Source organism: Roseibium suaedae (assembly GCF_900142725.1).
Classification (GTDB): Bacteria; Pseudomonadota; Alphaproteobacteria; order Rhizobiales; family Stappiaceae; genus Roseibium; species Roseibium suaedae.
On the sequence record NZ_FRBW01000002.1, the window covers coordinates 1027068 to 1052670 of the forward strand.

Below are 25603 nucleotides of genomic sequence, written 5' to 3' on the forward strand. Positions count from 1 at the left end.
TCAGTTTCTGCCGGAATTTACCTTAGGCAACCGAACAGTTCTTGAAGTCGTGACAATACGGCGGCCCCTGTTCAAAGGCGGTGAAAGCAGGATAGCGTGGTGTCAGACAGCCCTGCCCGAGGTCGCATGATGCCCCGTGAAGATTTTGCCCGCACCGGACCAACACCCCATACCGGAAGCTACTACGCCGCCAGCGCCAATCCGGCGCCTCACCGCCCGCCGCTGACCGGCGATCACTCCACCGACATCTGCATTGTCGGAGCGGGCTACAGTGGCCTGTCCACCGGACTGCACCTGGCCGAGAAGGGCTACAAGGTGGTCATGATCGAGGCCGCGCAGGTCGGCTGGGGCGCATCAGGCCGCAATGGCGGGCAGATCGTTGCCGGGCTCAACGCAAGCCTCCAGACCATCCGCAAACGCTATGGTGCAGAGACAGCCGGCTTTGTTGCAGGCCTTGTCCAGGAAGGCGGAGAGATCATCCGCGAGCGGATCAAGACCTACAACATCCAATGCGACCTAAAGGAAGGCAACATCTTCGCGGCCTACACGGGTGCGCACATGAGGGAGCTGGAAGACAGGCTGAAGCTCTGGGCGAGCTACGGCTTGCACAATCAGGAAATGCTCAGCCGGGAACAGCTGCGCAATCATATTGCCTCCGATGTCTATGCAGGCGGCATGATCGACCACTCGGGCGGGCACATTCATCCGCTCAATCTGGCGCTTGGGGAAGCTGCCGCCTTTGAAAGCCTTGGCGGCGTCATCTTCGAACAGTCCCCCGTGGTGAAGGTGGACACCGCTGCTGCCAGACCGAAGGTCATGACCTCCGGCGGATCAATCACCTGCAACACGCTGGTTCTGTGCGGCAATGCCTATCTCGGCCATGTGGTTCCAGAGCTCACCGCGCGCGTGATGCCCGTTTCCACCCAGATGCTGGCAACAGCGCCGCTTGGAGTAGACCGCGCCAATGCCCTCATTCCGACGGATGTCTGCGTGGAAGATGTCCGCTACATCCTCGACTACTACCGCCTGTCCGCAGACAAGCGCCTGATCTTCGGCGGCGGCCTCGTCTATGGCGGCACGGACCCGAAGGACATCAAGGCCAAGCTGCTGCCGAACCTGGAGAAGGTCTTTCCTCAGCTCAAGGGCGTTGCAATCGACTATGCCTGGAGCGGCAATTTCGCCCTCTCCTTCAGCCGCGTTCCGCAAATGGGGCGCCTGGGCGACAACACCTATTTCGCCCACGGCTACAGCGGTCATGGCGTGACAGGGTCCCATACATTCGGGCGCATTCTGGCCGAAGCGATCAGCGGCGACCGCAGCCGCTTCGACGTCTTCGAGAAGGTGCCTTGGTACCCGTTCCCGGGCGGGCGAATGTTCCGCGTGCCCTATTCGGTCATGGGCTCCTGGTGGTACGCGCTGCGGGACCGGCTGGGGGTCTGACGCCTTTGCCCGTCACACGGCCCGGTGGTTCAGATCGAACACCGGCACCACCTTTCCCTCCCGCCGGATCAGCTCGCGCAAGACGTCAGTGCCGGGGCGATCAGGCGCGGGAGGCAAAGTCGTGTCGAGGCCGCCTGTGCGGGCGAGAACCGCGCAGGAAAGCACGGTCTTTCCAGGCTGAACCGTCCCACGCAACTGGGGCACCAGGGTACGGGCATTGATGATATTGGTGTTGCTCAGCGGGCTCAGAACAACGGGCGTCCGCTCGTCATAGGCCTTGATCGCGCTCACATCGCTCCGGGTCGCAACCTGTGCGAGACCATCCCCGCAGGTTTCCTGCCAGGCCTTGAAGTCCGGCTTTGCGATCGCAAACCCGCCTTCGGCAACCTCCAGCGGCCGGGAAGTCCTGATCTCGTGCAGGCGCACATGCCAAGGCCCGTCCGGATAGACCCAGCTTTCGACCATCACGTCGTCCATCGGGCTCCAGCGGGAATAGAGCACGTTTCCGGCATATTGCGCCTCTTCGCAGGTCTCGCGGATCCGGAAATGCAGACCATCCGCCGAGAAGGAGATCATGTTGTCCGCCGCCGCGCTCGGGAAATGCCGCTCGTTGGCTTCATTGGAAAAGCCATAGCGGGTGGAATAGGCAAACTTGGCGTATTTCTCCGGCGTTCCCCGCCAGCGAGCGTAATATTGACCGGAGGTCAGGGCGACCGTGTGTCCGGGAAGGTCCTGCATGACCATCCCCGCCTCGGGCAGCGCGACGGGAGCCTTTGAGGCCTCGGGCGCGATCTCCTCTGCGGTCCAGAACGGGTGATCTTCCGGCAAGGCCAAAGGCAGGAAGGCCTTCATCGCCCAATAGGGCGAACCGGCGGAATTGTAGCCTTCGCTCATCAGGAGGTTGGGATAGCTGAAGCCGACGGACAGAACGCCATCCCGCTCGAACATGGGCTGACGGGCCCACCAGCGCAGGTTCCTCAAGTAATAGCCCTTGATCTCGCCCCAGGGCAGCGCCTCGACACCGGCAAAGGCGAGCGCCCCCCAAAAGCCCGCATGGGCAAACCGGTAGGTCAGGCTGCGGCCAAACGGCAAGGCGGCCCCATCTTCAGCATACCAATGCCGGATCGACCGGGCAAAGGCGGCCGCTCTCTGCCTGTAACGCTCTGCCCGCTTTTGATCGCCAGAGAGCTCAGCGTAGATCAGGCCGTAATAATGGAAGGCGAAGGGAATATAGTGATCGGCGCTGCGGATCGGCCCGTCGCGATACCAGCCCTCGCCCATATAGAACCCGTCGATGTCATCCAGATAGGCCTCCCGCATGGAAGCATCGACCGGCACGCCGCAATGCTCCAGGCCGAGATCCACCATGATCCGGAAGAACTTCCAGTTGCTATTGACGAACTCATGATCCCGGCCGGACTTGAGATAGGCCGCGACCTTTTCCTTCGATATCTCATCCAGCGGATCCCAGATTTCACTCCGCGCCAGCCGCAGGGCGAGGCCGATGGCCGCCAGCTCGACCTGTCTCTGATCGATGTCGGAAATGCCGCCCCAATAATCCGGGTGATCCGGGTCGGTGCCGGTCTTCAATCCCTCCCGGTAGAGCTCCCAGTGCTCGAAAGTCCCCCTGCCTGCAGTCAGGGGCACAATCCCCCAGAGCGGGCGGGCAAAGCCTTCCAGCTCCGCAGCGGCCTGATCGAAATGGGCCGACATGCTGCTCAGCCGGACGCGCGCGCCAGAGCTGGAGAAATGCGGCAACAGCGGTTCAAACAACTGATGAACAGCGGCCAGAACATCGCTCCGGCTGCAGAAAGGGTTTTCGGAAAAGGAAGTATTGGGCACTTGAGTGGTTCCGGCAGGACGGAACCGGCCGCAAAGGGCCGGTTCCGCGTTGGACCTGCGGAGCTTCCACAAAGAAAGGCAGAAGCTCCACCATGATCAGGGCTAGGCGTTACTTGATGCCTGCGACATCCGCATTCATTTGCGCAATGCCATCGTCGATGGCAATGTTGTCGGTCATGATCTCGTCATGCACCCGGTTCAGCACCAGCTCATATTCCGCGGCCTTCAGATCCACCGGCATTTCCAAATAGGTGGCGGTGGTCGTCAGAGCTTCCGCACTGGCCTTGTCCTGCGGGAAGCCCGGCTTGGACGTGATGGTCTCGATCACGTTGTCATCACGCAGCGCCGGAATGGTGCCGGTGGAAGCGATGATGGCCGCACCTTCCGGACCGGAGACCCAGGACACGAAGTCCTTCGCAGCTTCCGCATGCTTGGAGTTGACGTTCACGCCAAGCGAGGTCACCTGACCAGCAGTCGACCCGGCAGCAACGCCCTCCGGATGCGGATACTTCACGATGCCCCAGTTGGTGGACTTGGACTCGCCGGACGCGACCTTGGCGATCTGGGTACCGATGAACCAGGTGCCCATGGGCAGCATGGCGATCTGGCTTGCGAACCAGGGACCGGAATAATGGGTCTGCGAGGTCTTCAAAGATGCATAGGAGCGAACGGCGCCGTCTTTCTGCAGCGACAGGGCCCGCTCATACCAGGGTTTCAGGAAGCTATAGTCCTTGGAGACCAGCGTGTGCTCGCCGCTCTGGATTGCCGGAAGCTGGACCGTGGACCGCCAGGTATGGAAATGCGCGCCATAGACCTTGTTCGGGCCAAAACCCTTGGTCGTGGCACGGGCCTTCTCGTCAAACTGGGCCCAGGTCATGTCGTTGGTCGGATAGTCCACACCAGCGGCGTCAAAGGCGTCCTTGTTGTAATAGACCACCCAGAAATCGGTGCGGAACGGCAGACCATAGAGACCGCCCCCCACTTCGAGAGCCTCGATCAAGCCGCCATAGCCGCCGGTCTGCGCCGGAGCATCCAGCTTCATCAGACGGCTGGTGTTGACCATCTGGGCATAGCCCGGAACGTCCTTGATGGTGACGATGTCGATGTCATCACCGCCACCGGTCAACTGGGTCATGACCATCTGGTTGTAGTCACTGGAGCCCAGGTCCGTGTGCTCGATCTTCACATCCGGGTGAGCGCTCTGATAGGCATCGATCAGCGGCTGGTAATAGGCGACCTTGTCCCAGTCCCACAGAGCCCAGTTCAGCTTGATGTCTTCCGCCATGGCATGGGCAGGAAGAAAGGCGAGAGCAGTTGCGGCCATCAGGACCGGCTTCATCAATCTGCGCATGAAATTTGTCTCCTCCAATTCACATTCGACTTCCAGACCTGTCCCGTCTCCCTTGGACAGGTCATTGCTTCCGGGCCGCCTGCGAGCAGCCAAGTTCCACCCCCTTGAGCATCGCGAAACTCATGAGCAATGCGCCAAGGGAGAAGTTGACCAGCACCGGCAGAAACACCGACACCGGATAGAAAAGGATATGCGCCAGCCAAAGCGCTCCCACGACCGAGAGGGCGGCAAGCCCCGGCAGGGGACGGGCCAGAACCGCGAGAGCCGAGATCCTGATGACCTGTCCGGCGGACCGGCCCTTTGCCTTTGCCAGACTGACAAGGAAGCTGCTTGCCAGAAGCGGCAGCAAGACGGACACCGCCAGGACAAGCGCGAAAGGCACCGCAAAGACCAGATTGCTCCGTGCCTCAGCCGCATAGGCAGGAAGGGCGAGCCAGGCGAGCGCCCCTGCCGCCGCAAAGACCACCCCGCCCAGCGTCGCGGCCCAGAAGCGCGACCGGAAAGCGTCCCAGAAGTCCCGCCACAGATAGACGTTCCGGTCCTCGATCATGGCAACGCAGACGGAAACCGACGCGAAATAGGCCGCCGGCACGGTCACCAAAGGCAGGCAGGCCGCAATGAACAACACGTTGAGCCGCAGCAAGTCCCACCATTCGCGGACAAGGACAGCGCCAAGCAGACGCAGCCCTTCAGGCTTCGGCGCATCCTTGTCGATGCCCGGCCCTTCGCGAAAATAGAAGTTGGCGACCCAGTTCATATGGTCTTGTTTCCTTGCGGTCTCATTGCGCCGGACGGCCAGTCCGGAGCGCGATTTCCGTTTCCTTGTCAAAAAGATGAGCGGCAGAAAGGTCTGCGATCAGCGGCACCGTGTCTCCGGTTCTCGCCCTGCAGCGCGGCGAAACCCGCGCGATGATCCCCTGGCTTCCCAGCTTGCCGTTCAGATGCACTTCCGCCCCCATGGGCTCGGCCAGTTCCACCGACATCTCGACCGGAGCCGTAAGGGCAGGATCGACGTCCACCGGCGGGCGCTCGTGGAAGTTTTCCGGACGCAGACCCAGCACGCAGTTGCGGCCCTCATGACCAGAAACAGCCCGCGCAAGATGCTCCGGCAAAGGCAGGAGCTGGCCTTCGTACTCCGCGGCCAATCCGCCCGCTGTCTTGCGGATGACCACATCCAGGAAGTTCATCTGAGGCGCCCCGATGAACCCTGCCACGAACACGTTGGCCGGCTCGTCATAGAGAACCTGCGGCGTGTCCACCTGCTGAATGTAGCCGTCCTTCATGACCACGATGCGGTCGGCCATGGTCATGGCTTCAACCTGGTCATGGGTCACATAGATGAAGGTGGCGTCCAGGCGGCGGTGCAGCTTGGTGATTTCCGCCCGCATGGCTGTGCGCAGCTTGGCGTCCAGGTTGCTGAGCGGCTCGTCGAGCAGAAAGACTTCGGGCGAACGGACCATCGCACGGCCCAGCGCCACGCGCTGCCGCTGACCGCCGGAAAGCGCCTTCGGCTTGCGGTTGAGCAGATGGGTGATGTCCAGAACCTCGGCGGCATCCTTCACCTTGCGATCGATTTCCTCGCGCGGGTGACGGCGCAGCTCCAGCCCGAAGGCCATGTTCTTGTAGACCGTCATATGCGGATAGAGCGCGTAGTTCTGGAACACCATCGCGATGTCGCGATCCTTGGAGGGGACGTCATTGACGATGGTGTCGCCGATCACGAGATCACCGCCCGAAATTTCCTCCAGCCCCGCGATCATGCGCAGGGTCGTTGACTTTCCGCAGCCGGACGGACCGACCAGGATGATGAATTCCTTGTCTGCAATCTCAAGGTCGATGTCGTGGATCACCCGCAGTTCGCCGTAGGTTTTCCGCAGTTTACGAAGTGAAATACCGGCCATTCGTCTTGCCTGTCCTCTCAGCCTTGTCCGCACTCACCAATAGGGAGCCCATTGCCGCGACAAGCGCGTCAGACCTTCGAAATAATAGTAGTCCCCCCAGGCAACACACTCGTCGACGCCTTCGCCCCGGCAGGTGTTGTAGGGGGTCTTCTTGGAATAGGTGCCGTGCAGCACCAGCCCGTTGGAAACTTCAGGATCGCGAACCGCATAATTGCGCCAGAGGCTTGCCAGCATGCGCGCGGCAAGATCCTTGAGCTCCGCTGCCCGGTGCTCGTCCACCAGCTCAGCCATTTCCAGAAGGCCGCAGGCGGTGATGGCAGCGGCAGAAGAATCCCGCGGCTCATCGCCCTCGGTGAAGGTCAGGTCCCAGTAAGGAACCAGATCGTCCGGGAGACGCTTGAGGTAGTAGGCGAGCAGGTTCTCGAACGCCTCCAGATAGGCCTCGTCCTTTTCATAGCGGTAGCAGACCGCCATGCCCGCGATGCCCCAGGCCTGACCACGCGCCCAGGCGCTGTCGTCCTTGTAGCCCTGCTTGGTTGCCCCGCGCACCGGCGCACCGGTTTCCGGGTCCATGTAGAACGTGTGATAGGTGGAATGATCCGGGCGAACCGAATGGGCCAGCGTCGTCCTTGCGTGTTTCAGCGCCTTGTCCCGGTAAACCGGATTGCCACTCTCATGGCTGGCCCAATAGAGCAGCGGCAGGTTCACCAGACAGTCGATAATGAAACGGTAATTGTCCGGTGCGCCCATTGCGCCCCAGGCCTGCAGGAACTCGCCCTTTTCATGGAAGCGCTCCAGAAGCTGGTCAGCCGCGAGCAAAGCCGCATGCCGCCCATCCTCATCTCCCACCAGTTTCCAGGCGGCAACGCAGGTCGGCGAATAGAGGAAGCCCATGTCGTGATGGTCCGTCGCGATCCGGTTCTCGATCCGGTGCAGGAAGCTCTGCACATGGATCTGGGCTGCGTAGCGGAACAGCTTGTCGCCGGTCGCCTCATAGGCAAGCCAGATCGTTCCCGGCCAGAACCCTGCGGTCCATTGGTCATTGGGAACCGGCGGGTAGAAGTTGTTCACGCTGGAATGGTTCTGCGCCGCATAGGTGAAGCTGGGCAGATTGCGCCGGATCTGCGAAACGGCGGCCTCAATCGCATCGGCCACTTCGTCGTCGGTGATGGCGGCAATGGTGTGGGCGCGGTCGGCTGCGTCGAGCATGATTATCCCTTAAGTCCCGTCGAGGCGATGCCTTCGACAAAGAAGCGTTGAAGTGCGAGGAACACGATCAGAACCGGGATCAGTGACACGACGGACGCGGCCATGATCAATCCGTATTCCTGGGTGTATTGCGTGATGAACATCCGGATGCCGATCTGGATCGTCTTCAGGTCGGTCTTGGTCAGGTAGATCAAGGGCCCGAGGAAATCGTTCCAGGTGTTGACGAAGGTGAAGATCGTCAGCGTCGACAGGGCGGGCATGGACAGGGGCAGCATGATGCGCCACCAGATGCCGTATTCGCTCATGCCGTCGATCCGCGCGGCCTCACACAGCTCATCAGGGATCGACATGTAGAACTGGCGCATCAGGAACACACCAAAGGCGGTGAAGGCCTGGAGGCAGATCAGCGCCATGTGGGTGTTGTTCAGCCCGAACTCGCGCATCAGGATGAACTGCGGCACCATATAGACCTGCCAGGGCATCGCAATCGTGGCGATATAGGCCAGGAACAGCGCATTCCGGTAAGGGAACTGCAGCTTTGCGAAGGCATAGGCGGCAAAACTGGATGTCAGCAGCTGCAAGACGGTGACGATGACCGTCAGCTTGGTCGTGTTGAACACGAAGATGCCAAGCGGGATCTTGGTCCAGATGTCGATGTAGTTCTGCCAGCGCGGCTCGGACGGGATCCACTCGATCGGGAAGGCGAACACGTCCCGGTCCAGTTTCAGCGAGGCAGACAGCATCCAGACGAAGGGGGCCAGCATGGTCAGGGTGACGATGATCACGACCGCATAGGTCAGGATCAGGCCCCAGTTGATCCTGCGGGGTGGACGCTTCAGCGCTTCAGAAGACGAGGCAAGGCTGGCAGAGGTCATGCGGTGTCTCCTTCATTCCTCTGGCTCCAGCGGAACTGGATGATCGTGATGGCCAGCACCAGCAGGAACAGCACGAGCGCGACCATGCTCGAATAGCCGAGGTCCCAGGAGATGAAGGCCTGGTTATAGATGTGATAGACCAGCACCAGAGTTGAGGTGCCGGGGCCGCCCTGGGTGATCATGAAGATCTGGTCGAACACCTTGAACGACTGGATCGTCAGCATCACCGAAACAAAGAATGTGGTCGGTGCAAGCTGCGGCAGGGTGATGCGCCAGAACTTCTGCAAGGGCGTTGCCCCGTCGATATCGGCCGCCTCATAAAGTTCGGCGCTGATGCCCTGAAGTCCGGCCAGATAGATGACCATGAAGTAGCCCATGTTCTTCCAGACGGAGAACAGGATGACCGTGACCATGGCCCAATGCCGGTCGGCAGCCCAGCCCGGCAGGTTGCTCGGATCGACGCCCAGCGTATAGAGGATCATGTTCACCGGCCCGAACTCCGGATTGAAGATCATGTTCCAGACGACAGCGACGGCCACGAGCGAGGCCACATAGGGAAAGAATGCCACCGTGCGGAAGAAATTCCGGCCGAAGATCTTCTGGTTCAAAAGGATGGCAAGTCCAAGCGAACAGATCAGCGTCAGCGGCACCACGAAGCCGGTGAAGATGATCGTGTTCCAGAAGGCGGCCTGAAACACCCGGTCAGAGAAAAGCCGCCAGAAATTGTCGAGACCTGCGAATTCCATCGGATTGCTGCCGTCCCAGCGCATGAAGGCCAGGACGAAGGCGAACAGGATCGGGCCGAGCGTGAAGACCGCAAAGCCGATGAAGTTCGGAGCAATGAAAGAATAGGCAATCAGCGTGTTCATGATCTTGCGCCGGCGTTTTGAAACCGCCGTGCGGACCGGAGGCCTGGCAGCCGCATGGACTGAAGGCCCGGCACCGGTTGCTGCCGCTGTCTTTTCCGTCGAGGTCGTCACCCGGTTGCTTCCTCCTGTTCGATCCGCAAGCGCAACAGCGGCCCTGAAAGCGGCACCAGCACGCGGTAAATGCTCTCCGGCCAGGCAAGGCGCAGACGCGCATCCGTGACGGGAATCTCTTCAAGCTTCAACTGCCCCGCGCCTTCCAGCGCGAGAGAGACACCGGACGTCAAGCGGAGCGACGTGCCGGAGATCTCGGGCCGGTCGCGCAGCATCAGGGAGAGCACCGCGGGCAGATCCCCGTCATGCCGGTCCTCAAGCTCGATCCCCCTGCCCTTCAGCAGCCGGACCGTGCGCCGGTAGCTGCGCAGTTGCGCCTCTTCCGGGTAGGCCCCGGCAATATCCATCTGGATGGAGGCAACCTCTTCAGACAGATCAACGCTCACATCCCGCGCGGCAAAGGTCAGACCTGCCTGCTGCTGGACGCCGCCGAAGCTTGGAAGATTGTGAAAGCCGGACTGCATGGTCCAGATCTCGTAGCGATGCGGGGAAAAGGTCTTGGCGGTATAGATCTCGACGCCGACATCGATCAGAACCGGCTCGCCATCCTTGTAGAGGGTCAGACTGCCGACATCATTGTGATTATGGCCGTCGTCATTGTCCCCCGCCTTCACAGCCAGAACAAACTGGCCGTCCCGCGCAATAAACACGCCGCAGCTCGGATAATAGACATCAGGCAGATCCGCCACAGGCACATCATGGGCCAGCATTTCGGCATGGGTTCTGAGGGCAAGCAAACGGTAGGACAGATTGATTTCCCCGGGCAGATCCGGACGCGGGTTGGCCTTCGCGTCTTTCGCCGCCAGCGCACAGAGCGGCTTCGAGCCCACGGCCTTGCCCGCCAGAAACTCCCGTGCTCCACAAGGTTCCAGCACGGCGGAAGCATCCGCGAAATTGATATAGGTCCGGCCGGCAACGTGATTGTGAGCAATGAACTCCGCCATGTTGCGGAGCTTGGGCCAGTTCCACAGCGCCGAGACGCTGCCCGGAGCCACCTGACCAATCACGTTCAAGGCTCCGAACAAGCAGAGCGTGCCATGACGATAGTAGAAGGCCCCCTCCTCGCAAGCGCCATCTTCCCCGAAATCCTTCAGAAAGGCATCCAGGCTTCCTGCCGCTTTTTGCAAGACCTTCTGCCGGAGCTCAGCGTCGAAAGGACGGGTAAAAGCACTGATGAGGACATTCTGGCTGCACCATGCGGTCCAGTTGTTCATCGGCTCGTCGCCGTTCCCCATCCACCAGAAATGCCGGTCGAGATAAGGCTTCAGGACGCGCTGCAGGACCTCCCTGTCGATCCGGGACAGGATCGCCGGAGACAAGCGATCCAGCGCATCGCCATGAAGATGGGCAACGACCGCGAGCTGGGCGGCGGTTTCCGCCGCAAAGAGATCCACGACCGGATTATCCGGATCCGGCAGGAGATCCCGCACCCCGCCCCGCTGGTGGGCGTTGTGAGCCGGAAGCTGCCAGCCGCTTTCCTCTAGGATCAGGTAAAGGCCATCGACGAGCGCATCGAGAAACCGCCCCTGCCCATCGACCGCTTCCGCAAGAGCCAGAGCATTCACCTCACGGCGGCGCTGGAAATAGATAGCCTCATAGCCGGCCCGGTCGCCCTGCTCCCGGTAAGCCCGGTAGCCGTGAGCGGTCAAAAGACCCCACTCGCCCGCAAGAGCCTCCTCGCCACCGGCAAGAAGATCGGCTCGGATCTGAGCAGGCAAGTTGCTCCAGAAAGACCGGTCTGCCGCATCTGGACCCGGCACGAACGAGCGCAAGACTGCACCGGATGCATTCACGCATCCAGATACCCGGTGTTCCGGGGCCTGCTCCTGACCAGCCAAATCCACGACGGCAAACTCCTCCTGTCGCCCTCCCGGCGAACGGCCTTAGTCAGACAAACCATCATTGCAAAGTCAATTATTTTTTGCAATTTACGCAAATTTGCTTTTTTGCGTAACTTTTGCATAATTGCAAAATAGATCCTGAGCCCCTAAAAATGCGGGGCGTCCGGACAGATAGAACGATTCTAAAACGGGGATGACCTTGACCGACAGCGACCGCGCACATGCAGGCGAGCACGCTCTCCAGCCCCCGGCTTCCGGCAAGGTGACCCTGAAGGACATTGCCGACGCAGTCGGTGTTTCCATCAGCACCGCGTCGCGGGCACTCAAGGGCATGCCGGGAATTTCCTCGGAAGTCCGCTCCCGAATTCAACAGGCAGCCGAACGGCTCAACTACGCAGGCACCTCGCAGCCCGGCGGGGTGCTGACGGTCCTGTCAGATCTCCACCTTGCAGAAAGCGCGACCGGAGAGTTCATGCAGGCCGTTCAAGCCGGTATGGAAAAGCGTGCGAGAGAGCTGGGCCTGCCCATGTCCATGCAGCTGGTCAATCCGGCGGCCATGCGCCAGCTTGATCCGGATGCGGCAACCTCCGGCTATCTGCTTTTTTCCATGCAGCATGAAGACATCGTCTCCCTGTTGCACGAGCGCGGCATTCCGGCCGTCATCGTCAATGGCCGCGAACCCCTGATGCGCCTTGACGCCGTCGCGCCCGCAAACAGGACCGGCGGCTACCTGGGCGCCCGCCATCTCACGCAACTTGGCCACACCCGCATCCTGAGGCTGACCCACTCTCCCCGTCCGACCATCCGCGACCGGATGGCCGGTTGCGTGAAGGCGATGCTGGATGCCGGGCTTGAAGACCACGACGATCTGGTCGTGGAACTTGAAGCCATGCGCACCCATTTGGCCTATCAGGCCATCAAGCAACGGATCGAGGCTCAGGGATCCCCTGATTTCACTGCGATCCTGTGTTGCAATGACGCCTGTGCCTTCGGGGCGATCGCGGCCTTGAACGAAGCGGGCATCAATGTGCCCGGGGACGTTTCCGTCGTCGGCTTCGATGACATTCCGACCGCAGCCCTCAACTCCGTGCCGCTGACAACCATCCACGTGGATGCGGAAGATATCGGGGCGCGCAGCGTCAACCGGCTGCTCGAACGGGTCCGGGGTCAGGACCACCTTGCCACCTATACCGAAACGGCGGTCAGTCTGGTTGTACGAGAGTCCACCGCACCTGTTCGCAGCAACACCTGAGTTGCCGACCTGCATAATACTTGACTTATATACTCATATTTTCTATTGCGATCTGGTCATCTTCAGTTCCAGATCCAGAAAATGCCTTTCCACCCCAACATGGACAGCAAGGTCCACGGCGTTAAGCCCATCAAAGACCTGAACTGGCGCGCCTGGCCGGGGCTGCTCGCCGACGTTTGGGATGTGGAATGCTGCGCGGGTGCACACGGGCAATATGTTTCCAAGGCTCCCCGCCTGTTCCTGCTTCTGGACGCAGATGGAACGACGGACATCGACTTGATGATGCACCCGGATGGCCGGGAACGGGTTACCCTTAGCAGCCGCAATCCGATGTGCTTCATTCCTGCAGGCGTGCCGATATGGTCCTCCATCAGCAAGTCCGGCCGCCTCAAGCATCTGGACCTGCATCTCGACGTTCAGGCTCTCACAGAGCGGTTCGGCACCCGATTCAATCTTCCTGCGCTCGAGGAAACCAACTTCGGCTTCAATGACGACCGGATCATGTCACTTGCCCGGTTGATTGCCGCCGAATGCTGCGAACCGAGCGACCTCGACAGCCTTTATGGCGACAGCATTGTCGCAGGTCTGCTGACCGTTCTGGGCAATGTTCAGAGAGAGATTTCCGGTTCCATGAGCGGGCTGACACCGCGCCGCCTCAACAAGGTCCTCGAGCACATCGACCAGAACCACGCCAGAAACATCGCCCTACAGGAACTCGCCGACATCGCCGGACTGTCCTGCTCCTATTTCTCGCATGCCTTCAAGGCGTCGATGGGGCTGCCTCCACACCGCTGGCAAATGCAACGGCGGATCGAAACGGTGAAGTCCCTGCTGGAAACCGATGGCATGAGCGTGATCGATGCCGCCCTTGCCACCGGCTTCTCCGATCAATCCCATTTGACCCGCGCCTTCCGCCGCTTTGAAGGCACCACACCGGCTGCCTGGCTCCGAAACCTGTCGAAATAGAGCCTGCGAGAACTGGTTTCATCGGCGTTTCGTTCCAGAAATCACATGATCCGACAATCGCGCCGGAAATACATGACTTAAAAGCTCCGCTTAATCTGTAAGGGCAACCGGACAGGCGGCCGGTTTCCGGTCAGCAGGTCCCAAGGGGAAAAGAAAATGAAGCGGGGCACACTCAAGGCCGGGACACTTGCCGGCACGGCCATGGCACTGATCCTGTCGTCGGCGGCACTGGCACAGGACGCGGGGTCTTCAACCGTTCTGGACGAGATTAGCGTTGAAGGCATTTCCGACCCGAATGCTCCATTCGATGGCTATCTCGCACCGAGCACACTTTCCGGCAGCAAGACGGCAACTCCGCTTCTCGAAATCCCGCAGTCTGTCTCCGTCATCGGCCGCGATGAGCTGAATGACCAGGGCGTCCAGAAGACGGACGAGGCCCTTCGCTATACCGCCGGTGTCTTCACCCAGCCCTTCGGCTATGACAGCGACACCAACTGGATGTTCATCCGCGGGTTCCAGGCAACGGCCAGCGGCACCTATCTCGATGGCCTGCAGAACTTCGGCTATGCCTTCGGCAGCTTCTACGTGGACAGCTTCAATCTGGAACGTATCGAAGTGCTCAAGGGCGCGGCTTCCGTGCTTTATGGCGGCTCCAACCCGGGCGGGATCATCAACTATGTGTCCAAGCGCCCGACCGGCGAACGCCTTCGCTATGTCGAAAGCGGCATCAATGACGCCGGCACCGCCTATCTCGGCTTCGACATTGGCGACCGGATCAAGGATGCCTTCGACTTCCGCGTCTCCGGCCGCATCCAGGGCGGCGACGGCTACACAGATTTTGAAGAGGGTATTCGCGGCAGCATCTCGCCGAGCCTGACCCTGCATCTGAACGATGCAACCAAGTTGACCATCCTCGCCAACTACACCGGCACGGACGAGACCCACAATGGCGGCGCCTTCCTGCCCTATATCGGCACGGTGGTGGATGCCTCCTTCGGCAAGATCGATCCGGAGCGGAACTTCACCGAACCGGATCTCGACAGCTACACCCGGACGCAAGCTTCCATCGGCTACGAGTTCGAGCATGCCTTCAACAAGAACTGGACCTTCCGCCAGAATGTCCGGTTTGGCGCAGCGGATATCGACGAGCAGTTCCTCTATGGCAATGGCTACAGCACCGAGCCGATGCTGAGCCGCATCAACTTCGCCCACGAGACCAGCATCAAGACCTTTCTGGCCGATACCCAGATCGAAGGCGTGATCAACACCGGTCCGGTCGAGCACACGCTCCTTGCGGGGGTCGACTACAAGTATTTCAACATTGACCAGGTTCAGTCTTCTGCGCTTTGGGGCACCACGACCGATATCAACGTCATCAACCCGGTCTATGGTACAGCCCAGACAACGCCTGTCAGCTACCTCAATCAGGACCTGACCCAGAACCAGCTCGGCTTCTATATGCAGGACCAGCTCCGTTTTTCGGAAGGTTGGATCGTGACCCTGAATGGTCGTCATGACAGTGTCTGGACCGACACCCATGACCGCCCGACCTATTACGCCCCATCTCAGGACACCCGGAACGACAGCTACGAAAGCGCGTTTTCCGGCCGTGCGGGCCTCGCCTATGAATTTGACAATGGCCTGACGCCCTATGTCAGCGCTGCCACTTTCTTCAATCCGCAGATCGGCACCACCCGCCTCGGCAAGATGTTCAGCCCGGAAACCGGAACCCAGTATGAAGTCGGCCTGAAATACGCCCCGACCTTCATGGATGCCTTGTTCACGGTCTCGCTCTTCGACCTGACCCGTCAGAACGTTCTGACCGTCGATCCGGTCAACATCAACTACCAGGTCCAGACCGGTGAAGTCCGCTCGCGGGGTATCGAGCTGGAAGCCAAGGGCAAGCTCACCGACAACCTGACCGCCACCGCAGCTTTCACCGCCTACGACCTCGAAATCACGAAGGACAATGACGCGACCATCGTCGGCAAGACCCCCTATATCGTTCCGGAAGTTCAAGGCTCGCTCTGGCTCGACTATGCCTTTGACGAGGATTTCGTAAAGGGGCTCTCCATCGGCGGAGGTTTGCGCTACCTCGGCCAGAGCTGGGCGGACCAGCAGAATCTCTACAAGGTTCCCGAAACCCTGCTGGTGGATGCAAGGATCGGCTACAAGCGCGACAATTGGGGCGTGGACCTGAATGTCAGCAACCTGTTCGACGAGACCTATGTCTCCGCCTGCCAGACGACATCGTCCTGTGCCTACGGCGAAGGCCGCGCCATCCGCCTCAAGGTCCACGCGACCTGGTAAGCCCCGCAGGCACTATAAGACAGCTGGCGGTCGCATTTGACCGCCAGCTGCTATTCTTTTCCAGGCCCCACTTGCCACCTTTTCCACAAGGCAGATCGCCCGGCATTCCATGAGAGACTGAGCCATGGCAACGGGCCAGTCCGCGTCTTGCAACCTTCTGCCAGATCCCTTCCGTTGACAGGACCTGCGTCATCTGTCTCTGTCTCCACCAGTGGAAGTTGAGCCAGCCATTCCCCCCGCCACTCAACTGAGCCCGTTGGTCTTTTTGTTTCCTGGCAGGATCCCCTCTTGCCCCGAAGACCCGTCTTACCCGACAGACAACCTGGAACAGACTTGATGCTCCGCCGCTTTGCTGCCTATTACGCGCCTTACAAGACCCTTTTCCTGCTCGATTTCGGCAGCGCCGTCCTCGCGGGCCTTATGGAGCTTGCCTTCCCCATGGCAGTGAAGCTCTTCGTCGACGATCTTCTGCCGACCCAGAGCATCGAACTCATCCTGATCGCCGCGGCCGGTCTTCTGGTGATGTATGTCGCCAACACCGCCTTGAACGCCGTGGTCGTCTATTGGGGCCACATGCTCGGCATCAACATCGAGACCGACATGCGCCGCAAGGCCTTCGAGCATCTGCAGAAGCTGTCCTTCCGGTTCTACGACAATCAGAAAACCGGCCACCTGATTGCCCGCATTACCAAGGATCTGGAGGAAATCGGCGAAGTGGCCCACCATGGCCCCGAAGACCTCTTCATCGCGATCATGACCTTCATCGGCGCTTTCATCTTGATGGCGTTCATCAACACGGAACTCGCGCTGATTACCGCCGTCGTCGTGCCGCTAGTCGCCTGGGTGACAAGCCGCTATGGCGGGCGCATGACGCGGAACTGGCAGGCGCTTTACGGACGGGTCGGCGACTTCAATGTGCGCGTGGAAGAAAACGTCGGTGGCATGAGGCTGGTCCAGGCCTTTGCCAACGAGGACCACGAGCGCAAGCTCTTTGCCAAGGCCAACACCAGCTACCGCAGCACCAAGCTGGAAGCCTACAAGATCATGGCGGCGTCCACTTCGCTCAGTTACATGAGCATGCGCCTGGTCCAGCTCACCGTCATGCTGGCCGGCAGCTACATGGTGCTGCGCGACCATCTGAGCTACGGCGGTTTCGTCAGCTTCCTTCTGCTGGTGACCGTGTTCTTCCGCCCAGTCGAAAAGATCAACGCGGTGATCGAGACCTATCCGAAGGGCATCGCCGGGTTCCGCCGGTACCTCGAACTGCTCGGCACTGAACCGGATGTTGCCGATCTGCCAGATGCCAAGCCGGTCAAGCATCTGGCCGGAGACATCCGCTTTGATGCCGTCAGCTTCGGCTACAATGCCGAGCGCCCGATCCTTCAGGACATCAGCCTGGATGTCCGCTCCGGCGAGACCATCGCCTTCGTTGGTCCTTCTGGCGCAGGCAAGACCACGCTTTGCTCGCTTCTGCCGCGCTTCTATGACGTGACAGGAGGCGCGATTTCGATCGACGGCCAGAATGTCCGCGACATGACGCTGGCTTCCCTGCGCCGGAATATCGGCATCGTCCAGCAGGACGTCTTCCTCTTCGGCGGCACCTTGCGCGAGAATGTCGCCTATGGGCGGATCGGCGCCAGTGAGGACGAGATCCTGGAAGCCCTGCGCCGCGCCAGCTTCGACAAGGTTCTGGAGACCCTGCCTGAAGGCCTGGACACGGTGATTGGCGAGCGCGGGGTGAAACTCTCCGGCGGTCAGAAGCAGCGCCTCGCCATCGCCCGGATCTTCGTGAAGGATCCTCCCATCCTGATCCTGGACGAGGCAACTTCCGCTCTCGACACCCAGACGGAGCGGGACATTCAGGCCTCGCTGGAAGAACTGTCACGCGAACGGACCACCCTGGTCATCGCCCACCGTCTGGCGACCATCCGCAAGGCCGACCGGATCGTCGTCATCGACAAGGGACGGATCGCCGAACAGGGCACCCACAAGGATCTCCTGTCCCGCGAAAACAGCCTCTACCGGCGCATGCACGACGTGCAGTTTCTGGAAGAAGCTGAGATCAGCTGATCTCTCAGAAGCCAAACAAAAACCCCGCCTGGAGGACGCTCCGGGCGGGGTTTTGCATTTCAGGAACGAACGCGAGATCAGGCCGTTTCGGACACGATGCCCGGCTGCTTGGACCAGCCTGCGTACCAGTCACGGAACAGCTTGAACTGTGCCTCGACATAGTTGCGCTGCGCATCGTTGAGGGCATCATCCTCGTTGAAATGCAGCGTGTATTCCGCATCGCCGGTCAGAACCATCAGATGCTTGTAGAAGAGGACAAGGTCCGGGCCTTCGTCGAAGGTGGACAGGACATGCAGCGCTTCGTCCAGTTCCTTTGCCTTCACACGGGCTTCCACGTGACCTGCAGCCGCAAGCTTGCACAGAGCCGTCAGATGCAGGACTTCCCTGGGCAGGGCATTGCCGATGCCGGTGATGGCACCGGTTGCACCGCAGTTGACGAAGCCATGGAAGACATTGGTGTCGACACCGATCATCAGGGTGACGTCATCACTCTGGGAGGTGATGTTTTCAGCTGCATAGCGCAGATCCGCAGCCCCGCCGAACTCCTTGAAGCCGATCAGGTTCGGATGATCCCGACGCAGTTCGAAGAAGAGATCGGCGCGGGTGGCAAAGCCATAGTAAGGGCTGTTGTAGATCACGGCCGGCAGCTTCGGCGCGGCCGACAGGATCGCCTTGAAATGGGCCTTCTGGGCGGAACTCGAAGAACCGCGCGACAGAACGCGTGGGATGACCATGAGGCCACGCGCACCGACTTCCGCAGCGTGTGCAGCCAGAGAGACAGCGCTCTTGGTGTTGATCGCACCGGTTCCCACGACGACCGGAACGCCGGCGGCAACGAGACGGGCAACGCCTTCCTTGCGCTGGTCATCGGTCAGGAGCGGCCAGTCGCCCATGGAGCCGCAATAGACAACGGCGGACATGCCGGCCGCGATCAGTTCCTTGCCCTTCTTCACCAGGGCATCGAAGTCCGGTGTCCTGTCAGCCTTGCAGGGGGTCATCAGCGCCGGCATGCAGCCGGTGAAAGTCGTATCAGCCATGTTTCAGTTCCTCAGGTTCTGAACCCGGCCAGCGCCGGGGTATTCTCAAGGTCTTGTCTGCGGCCCCGCACAGAAGGAGCCAGCGATTTCCAGAAGGGCCGTCAGAAGCCCACGATCTGTTCAGGCAGCCAGGTTGCGAGCTGGGGGAAGAGCGCAAGAAAGATCAGGGTCAAGAGCTGCAGCAGGATGAAGGGGACGACGCCGCGGCACATCTGGCCGTAGGTCATGTCCGGCGGGGCGATCGACTTCAGATAGAAAATCGAGGACGCCATGGGCGGGGTCAGGTAGCTGGTCTGGATGACCACGATCACCATGGTGCCGAACCACACCGGATCGATGCCGGTCTGACGAATGATGGGCGTGAAGAGCGGAACGCAGATCAGCACATTCGCCGTCCAGTCGAGCACGAAGCCCAGCAGGAACACGATCACCAGGAAGAAGATGATGATGCCCGCATCACCGAAACCTGCCGCTTCCACCGCGTTGCGGATGAGACGGGATCCACCGTTTGCAGCAAAGGTACCCATGAACATGGTGCCCGCAGCAACGATCAGGAGGATCATTGCGGAAATACGGACCGTGATCTGGAGGGATTCCCGCAGCATCGAAAAGCTGAAGCGGCCATAGGCAACACACAGGGCAAGCGCACCAACCGCACCGACGGAGGCTGCTTCCGTTGGCGAGGCAATGCCTGCCAGCAGAGACCCCAGAACCGCAAAGATCAGAGCAAAGATCGGCAAAAGCGAGGTGATGGTCAGGGTGACCTTTTCCCGGAGCGGGATCTCGTCCATCTCGGCCTGGGCTTCGGTCTTTTCCGGCGGCCAGATCAGGCCATGGACGATGATGTAGGCAATAAAGAGCACGATCATCAGCAGCCCGGGGAACATCATGCCGGCGAGCAACTCGCCAACGGACATCTGCGCCAGCGAGGCATACATGACGGCAATTACCGACGGCGGGATCATGGTTCCAAGCGATCCGCCAGCGCAGATCGTGCCAGCGACCAGGCTGTTGGAATAGCGGAAGCGCTGCATTGCCGGGATCGCCATCATGCCGATCATGACCTCCACAGCGCCGACCACACCGGCTGCCGCCGCAAAGACAGCGCCCATTGCAATGGTCGCCACCGCAAGCCCGCCCGGCAGACGGCCAAGCCAGAGCTGCATCACCTTGAACAGGCGCTCGGCAATGCCGGACCGCTCAAGGATCGCTCCCATCAGGACGAACATCGGGATGGCGGCCAGAATGAAGTTGGTCGCGGCAGAATAGAAGGAGCCGTAGAGCTGGGCGAAGACATTCGGTCCGAAGGCAATCAGACCTGCTCCCGCCGAGACGATCGTCAGCGACAGGGCAATCGGAATTCCTGCCAGAACCAGCAGGAACAGAAGCGGAAACATCAAGGCTGCGACAGACATCGGATCAGGCCTTCAGCTCGAAGCTGCCATTGGGCGCACCGGCAAAGGCACGCAGCCCCTGCACCGCCAGTTGAAGGGTCAATGCCGTCAGACCAAGAGCCAAAAGGCCGTAGAAGGGCCAGACAAGCGGCGCCCAGGGGCTGACCATCTCGACCTCGGAGGTCTCGAACGCCCGCCACGCGCGCTTGATCGCGAACCAGGCAAGACCGCCATAGATCGGAGTCAGCAGGCACACGAACACCAATCCCTCGATCCATTCGCGAAGACGGAGAGGCATTTTCTGAGCAAGGAAATCAATCCGCACATGAGCATCTTCGCGCAGTGCATAGGCAGCCCCCAGCACGAACAGCGTGCCGGTACACATGTAGGAGATATCGAAGGCCCAGATGGTCGGCGCGTTAAAGACATAACGCGCCGCCACTTCGTAGATCATGGAGGCGACCAGGACGAGCGTCACAGCCTCCGCAATGCGCGACAGGATTTTTGAAATCATATCGATCGCGTTGAAAAGACCCGTCATCCCGATCCCCCTTCCCATCACTTGCCGTTGCGGATGAGGTAGCTGCTTTCAGAGGACCAGCTGTCCATGAAAGCCATGTAGTTGGCCAGAAGATCCGCCATTTCCGGCTTGCCTTCCGCCTTCTGGGCTTCGGCCTTCTTGGAGATCCAGTCCTTGCCGGCGTCGGAAAGCTGCTTGATGAACTCCGGCTCCAGCGTGATGATCTCGTTCTTGCCCTTGCGATAGGTCTCGAGAGCCTTCACGTCGGCGCTGTAGAAGTGGATCAGGCCTTCCATGGTCGTCACTTCGGCTGCCTTTTCGATCAAGGGCTTCAGGTCGTCCGGCACAGCATCCCAGGTTTCCTGCTTCAGAACCACTTCCCACAGGAAGGTCGGCTGGTGGACGCCCGGAACGATGATGTACTTGGCAGCTTCATGGAAGCCTTCCGGCAGGTTTGCGGAGGGCGGGCCCCACTCGATCAGGTCAACGCCCTTGCGCTGCAGCAGGGTGTAGATTTCCCCCGGCGGCACGACGGTCGGCACAGCACCGAAATATTCCTTCATCACTTCAGCCCATGGGCCGGACGTGCGGTACTTGAGGCCCTTGAGGTCCTCGGCCTTGGTCACCGGCACGTTGGAATGCGCCATGATTTCGGAGGAACCGATGCCGACGACAAGGCTCTTGAAGCCTTCCTTGGCGCGGAAGTCGTAAAGGGCTTCCTTGCCGCCATCCTCATAGATCCAGGTGATGAAGGCCTCAGGACCCATACCGCCCGGGAAGCCCGCGAAGATCGCGTTTTCCGGATCCTGGTTCACCCGGTAGCTCGGGGTGGAGTGACCTGCCTGAATGACACCGTCCTTGACGCCGTCATAGACCTGCAGCGCAGGAACCAGCACGCCGGCCCCGAAAGGCTCGATCTCGACGCGGCCGCTGGTCATCAGCTTCACGTTGTCAGCGAAACGCTCAAGGAAGTTCACATAGAAGGGCGAGCCTTCCGGAACCGAAGTCGGAACCTGCCAGGTAATTTCCTGCGCCATTGCCGGCGCCGTCACGGCCAGCAGGGAGACCGCAAGTCCCCAAGCTTTCAAACGATCAAACATCACAAGTCTCCTGTTGATGCACAGGGCGCTGCGCCCTCAGTCTGGAAAGGGTTCCGTTCGCCTTCTCAAGCCGCCGGAACTTCGTATTGAGGGCACGCTACGGCAAAATATATTTCTTGTCGACACATAAAATACAAAAACGAGGACCAACAAAAGGCCCCCTCATCCAACCCATTGGAATGAGCCGGATTCCCAGGTTCCCTGCTGTGAAAAAGATCGGCGCGCCCTAGAAAGCGATGTCGCCGTTCAGCCTGCGGTCGTCGACGATGTAGCTCTGGATCTGCCGGACGATCTGGTCCGCGTGCTGCTTGGCGATCCGGTCTGCCGTCTCTACATCCCGCGCCTCGATGGCGCAGACCATCTTCTCGTGCTCGTCCAGATAGACCTGGGGCAGTTCGTCGTTGAAGGAGGAATAGTAGAAACGCAGCAGCCTGCGCCCTTCATCGAGCAGCCGGTCGAAGAGCTCAATGTAGTACCGGTTCTTGCCCGCCCGGGCGATCATCGAATGGAAGTGCCGGTTGACCTCGATCATCCGGGAGACATCCTTCGCCGCCACCGCTTCGGCATAATCCGTCTGGAACTTCCGGATCCGGACCACTTCCGCGTCCGTCCTGTTCTGGGCCGCCAGACGGGTGGTCACCCGGTACATCAGGGTCAGGGCATCATAGAAGCTGGGAAGTTCAAGGAAATCCAGCGGGGCAACAATCGTCGACCTGTTTGGCAAGGTGACGACGAGACCATCATTGGCAAGCTTGATCAGAGCCTCGCGGATCGGCGTGCGGGACATGCCGAACCGGGTTGAAAGCTCGGTCTCATCCACCGGACTGCCCGGACGCAGCTTCAGCTCCAGAATTTCCTGCTTCAAGGTGTCGTAAGCGGTCGAAACACCATGCCCGCGCCGGGGTTTTGCCCCTGCAGCCTCCACCGCATTGCCCTTGCTGTCCGCGTCCATTGCTCATGTCCAATTGCCGGAAGTTCCTTGACCAAAGACCAGAGCAAGGAATTTCCGCTCTGTCGACGCCTTAACAGACCAGAGTGGCAAAAGATCACAGTTTGCTTTGCAACAAGCCCGGCAATTGAGCAGCAGGACGCGGCAGACAAGCAATATAAAGAAAAACTGCGCCATCCCGGATGGGACGGCGCAGCCAGAAGTCAGTCCAGCAGGTTCAAAGGGTCAGTGACCAACACCGAGATAGAGCTCGGCTGCCCGCTCGTCGGCCAGCAGTGTCCTGGCCTCTCCCTCAAGCGCCACCTTGCCGCCATCCATGATCGCGCCCCGGTGGGAGATCTCCAGAGCCTGACGTGCCCGCTGCTCGATCAAGAGCACGGCGGTGCCGGTTCCGGCCAGCGCCTTGATCCGGCTGAAGCTCTCGTCCGCCATGATCGGGGACAAGGCTGCCGTCGGCTCATCCAGAACGATCACCGGAGGCTTGGTCATCAGGGCACGGGCAAAGGCCAGCTGCTGCCGTTCACCGCCCGACAGGCTGCCGGCGCGGGAGCGGCGGCGACCCGCAAGAGCCGGAAAGAGATCGAACATTTCGGCCATGCGGGCCTTCCTGTCCTTCACCCCTTCAACCACTTCCAGGTTCTCGACAATCGTCAGGCTGCTGAAGACATTCGCTGTCTGTGGCACATAGCCGATGCCCGTCCGGGCGCGGCGTTCGGCCGGGACTTTGGTGATGTCCTCACCGGACAGAAGCACCCTGCCCCCAACTCGGGGAAGCAGTCCGACCACAGCCTTGGCCAGGGTCGACTTGCCCGCGCCATTGGTGCCCGCAACAGTCAGGATCTCACCGGCCTCAAGAGTCAGGTCGATCCCCTTGAGGATGTCGACCTCGCCATAGCCGCCGGTCATGTTTTCAATCTTGAGCATCAGGTGACACCCCCACCGATATAAGCTTCGCGAACCACCGGATCAGACAGAACCGCTGCAGGATCGCCCGAGGAGATCAGACGTCCCCGGTCCATCACATACATCTTGTGAACCAGCTTGCTGAGCGCACCCAGGTCATGCTCGATGATCAGGAAACCGATGCCCCGGGCATTCAGCTCCCGGATCTTTTCGGAGAGCTCGCCAATCAGAACCGGGTTCACACCGGCAAATGGTTCGTCCAGCATGATCAGCTTTGCACCGGTCATCAGCGCACGGCCCAGCTCCAGCAGCTTCTTCTGCCCGCCGGAGAGACTGCCGGAGGGCACATCCGCCACAGCGCTAAGCTTCAGAAAAGCGATGGTCTCTTCCACCTTGGCAGCGCTTTCCACTTCCTGACGCGCCACCTGGCCCGGCCGGAAGAAGGTGTTGAGCAGGTTCTCGCCCAGCTGATCGGGAACAGCGGCCATGAGGTTCTCTCGAACGGTCATGTGGCTGAACTCGCGCGGCACCTGGAAGGTGCGCACCAGACCGGCTTGGGCCCGGACCGTTGCCGAAGCCGCGCCCAGTTCCTTGCCCTGGAAGGTCACGCTGCCGCTGTTGCCGTCCAGAAAGCCGGTAACCAGCGAGAACAGCGTGGACTTGCCCGCGCCATTGGGACCGATCACGCCGATGATGTCATTGTCTTCCATGGTGATCGACACATCATCGACCACCCGGAGCCCACCATAGGCTTTCGTCATGTTCTTGATTTCGAGGGTCATCGCTTCGTGTAATCTCCCATCAGGCCCTGAGGCCGGTAGATCGTGAAGAGCATGAGCGCGAGACCGATCACGCCGAGACGGATACTCGCCATGGCCACTTCCGGAATGAAGGGTGCCACGTCCCGCAGGAACCGCGAACCTTCAAGGAAGGTCATCAGAATGATCACGCCCGCGACCGTCCCGGAAATGCGCCCCACCCCGCCCATGATGATCGCCATCCAGATCTGGAAGGTGATGAAGGGGATGAACTGATCCGGCGAGATATAGCCGATGTAATGGGCATAGAGACCGCCAGCCACACCTGCGAGCAGCGAGCCGAGCAGCAGCACCTGCATCTTGAAGCCTGCCGGCTCCTTGCCGAGGGAGCGGACAGCTTCCTCATTGTCGCGGATGGCCTCGATCATCCGGCCGAACGGCGACTTGACGATGCGGCGCATGGCAAGGATGGCGAGAAGACAAAGGACCATCACGAGGCCGAACATCAGCATGCTCTGCATCTGGCTGGACACGCCCGGGAAGATCCGCGGAATGCCGGGAATGCCCTGCACGCCCTTGGTCAGCCAGCCTTCGGACGTCACCACAAGCCGGACGATCTCGGAAAAGCCGAGCGAGGCAATCGCGAAATAGTCCTCCCGCAAGCGGATGCTCACCACCCCGAGAGGCCAGGCCGCAAGCATGGCGGCAAATCCACCGGCTGCCAGAGACAAGGCAACCGGAACCCCATTGGTGGCCAGCAGCGCGCTGGTGTAGGCGCCGATACAGAAGAAGCCGACATGGCCGAAGTTGATCAGCCCGGTCATGCCGAACTGGAGATTTAGCCCGAGAGCGAGAAGGAGATAGATCCCGGCGAAGATGCCGATGGCAATCAGATAGGCTTCCAT

At 60.5% G+C, this 25603-nt stretch carries 21 protein-coding genes; 5 read left to right on the top strand and 16 right to left on the bottom strand.

What is annotated here, in order from left to right; genetic code table 11:
* Positions 1-126 precede the first annotated feature (126 nt).
* Positions 127-1440: an NAD(P)/FAD-dependent oxidoreductase gene (locus BUA94_RS11765; protein ID WP_175558030.1), complete on the top strand. Its 1314-nt coding sequence runs from the start codon at positions 127-129 to the stop codon at positions 1438-1440.
* Positions 1441-1452: 12 nt separating this feature from the next.
* On the opposite strand, the gene BUA94_RS11770 is transcribed toward BUA94_RS11765, so the two are convergent.
* The 8 genes from BUA94_RS11770 to BUA94_RS11805 form a co-directional block, all read right to left on the bottom strand.
* Complete coding sequence (locus BUA94_RS11770) at positions 1453-3282, bottom strand: DUF2264 domain-containing protein (protein WP_073013238.1); 1830 nt, start codon at positions 3280-3282, stop codon at positions 1453-1455.
* Positions 3283-3391: 109 nt separating this feature from the next.
* Positions 3392-4633 (bottom strand): extracellular solute-binding protein, encoded by a 1242-nt coding sequence (locus BUA94_RS11775; RefSeq protein WP_073013852.1) that lies wholly within the window; start codon positions 4631-4633, stop codon positions 3392-3394.
* Between the two features lie 61 nt (positions 4634-4694).
* Entirely contained in the window at positions 4695-5390 is a 696-nt protein-coding gene (locus BUA94_RS11780) for a DUF624 domain-containing protein (RefSeq protein ID WP_073013239.1), read from the bottom strand.
* A gap of 22 nt (positions 5391-5412) precedes the next feature.
* The gene (locus tag BUA94_RS11785) at positions 5413-6534 is read right to left on the bottom strand and encodes an ABC transporter ATP-binding protein (RefSeq protein ID WP_073013240.1); all 1122 of its coding nucleotides are present in this window, start codon (positions 6532-6534) and stop codon (positions 5413-5415) included.
* A gap of 33 nt (positions 6535-6567) precedes the next feature.
* The gene (locus tag BUA94_RS11790; RefSeq protein ID WP_073013242.1) at positions 6568-7743 is read right to left on the bottom strand and encodes a glycoside hydrolase family 88 protein; all 1176 of its coding nucleotides are present in this window, start codon (positions 7741-7743) and stop codon (positions 6568-6570) included.
* 2 nt (positions 7744-7745) lie between these two features.
* Positions 7746-8618: a carbohydrate ABC transporter permease gene (locus BUA94_RS11795; RefSeq protein ID WP_084081948.1), complete on the bottom strand. Its 873-nt coding sequence runs from the start codon at positions 8616-8618 to the stop codon at positions 7746-7748.
* Complete coding sequence (locus tag BUA94_RS11800; protein ID WP_073013244.1) at positions 8615-9598, bottom strand: carbohydrate ABC transporter permease; 984 nt, start codon at positions 9596-9598, stop codon at positions 8615-8617. The genes BUA94_RS11795 and BUA94_RS11800 overlap by 4 nt, the downstream gene beginning before the upstream one ends.
* A complete protein-coding gene (locus BUA94_RS11805; RefSeq protein ID WP_073013246.1) occupies positions 9595-11391 on the bottom strand; it encodes a heparinase II/III domain-containing protein in 1797 nt (598 codons plus the stop codon). Before BUA94_RS11805 ends, BUA94_RS11800 begins: the two co-directional genes overlap by 4 nt.
* Before the next feature lie 247 nt (positions 11392-11638).
* Between BUA94_RS11805 and BUA94_RS11810 the strand changes: the two genes are divergently transcribed.
* The 4 genes from BUA94_RS11810 to BUA94_RS11825 all read left to right on the top strand — a co-directional run bounded on the left by BUA94_RS11810 (position 11639) and on the right by BUA94_RS11825 (position 18037).
* The gene (locus BUA94_RS11810; RefSeq protein WP_175558031.1) at positions 11639-12691 is read left to right on the top strand and encodes a LacI family DNA-binding transcriptional regulator; all 1053 of its coding nucleotides are present in this window, start codon (positions 11639-11641) and stop codon (positions 12689-12691) included.
* Positions 12692-12772: 81 nt separating this feature from the next.
* Positions 12773-13657, top strand: a complete 885-nt coding sequence (locus BUA94_RS11815; RefSeq protein ID WP_073013250.1) for a helix-turn-helix domain-containing protein — start codon at positions 12773-12775, stop codon at positions 13655-13657.
* Between the two features lie 156 nt (positions 13658-13813).
* Positions 13814-15967: a TonB-dependent siderophore receptor gene (locus BUA94_RS11820; RefSeq protein ID WP_073013252.1), complete on the top strand. Its 2154-nt coding sequence runs from the start codon at positions 13814-13816 to the stop codon at positions 15965-15967.
* A 336-nt stretch (positions 15968-16303) separates the two neighbouring features.
* Complete coding sequence (locus tag BUA94_RS11825; protein WP_073013254.1) at positions 16304-18037, top strand: ABC transporter ATP-binding protein; 1734 nt, start codon at positions 16304-16306, stop codon at positions 18035-18037.
* A gap of 77 nt (positions 18038-18114) precedes the next feature.
* Here BUA94_RS11825 and BUA94_RS11830 read toward each other — a convergent pair whose 3' ends face one another.
* The 8 genes from BUA94_RS11830 to BUA94_RS11865 form a co-directional block, all read right to left on the bottom strand.
* Entirely contained in the window at positions 18115-19074 is a 960-nt protein-coding gene (locus tag BUA94_RS11830; protein WP_073013256.1) for a dihydrodipicolinate synthase family protein, read from the bottom strand.
* A gap of 101 nt (positions 19075-19175) precedes the next feature.
* Positions 19176-20489: a TRAP transporter large permease gene (locus tag BUA94_RS11835; RefSeq protein WP_073013258.1), complete on the bottom strand. Its 1314-nt coding sequence runs from the start codon at positions 20487-20489 to the stop codon at positions 19176-19178.
* Positions 20490-20493: 4 nt separating this feature from the next.
* Positions 20494-21009 carry a TRAP transporter small permease subunit gene (locus BUA94_RS11840; RefSeq protein WP_073013260.1) on the bottom strand — a complete coding sequence of 172 codons (516 nt, stop codon included), beginning with the start codon at positions 21007-21009 and terminating at the stop codon, positions 20494-20496.
* Positions 21010-21026: 17 nt separating this feature from the next.
* Positions 21027-22088 (bottom strand): TRAP transporter substrate-binding protein DctP, encoded by a 1062-nt coding sequence (dctP, locus tag BUA94_RS11845; RefSeq protein WP_073013262.1) that lies wholly within the window; start codon positions 22086-22088, stop codon positions 21027-21029.
* 226 nt (positions 22089-22314) lie between these two features.
* Positions 22315-23040, bottom strand: coding sequence for a GntR family transcriptional regulator (locus BUA94_RS11850; RefSeq protein ID WP_073013264.1), 726 nt, complete (start codon positions 23038-23040; stop codon positions 22315-22317).
* 222 nt (positions 23041-23262) lie between these two features.
* Complete coding sequence (locus tag BUA94_RS11855) at positions 23263-23961, bottom strand: ABC transporter ATP-binding protein (protein ID WP_073013266.1); 699 nt, start codon at positions 23959-23961, stop codon at positions 23263-23265.
* Positions 23961-24722, bottom strand: coding sequence for an ABC transporter ATP-binding protein (locus BUA94_RS11860; protein WP_073013268.1), 762 nt, complete (start codon positions 24720-24722; stop codon positions 23961-23963). The genes BUA94_RS11855 and BUA94_RS11860 overlap by 1 nt, the downstream gene beginning before the upstream one ends.
* Positions 24719-25603 (bottom strand): branched-chain amino acid ABC transporter permease, encoded by an 885-nt coding sequence (locus BUA94_RS11865; RefSeq protein WP_073013270.1) that lies wholly within the window; start codon positions 25601-25603, stop codon positions 24719-24721. Before BUA94_RS11865 ends, BUA94_RS11860 begins: the two co-directional genes overlap by 4 nt.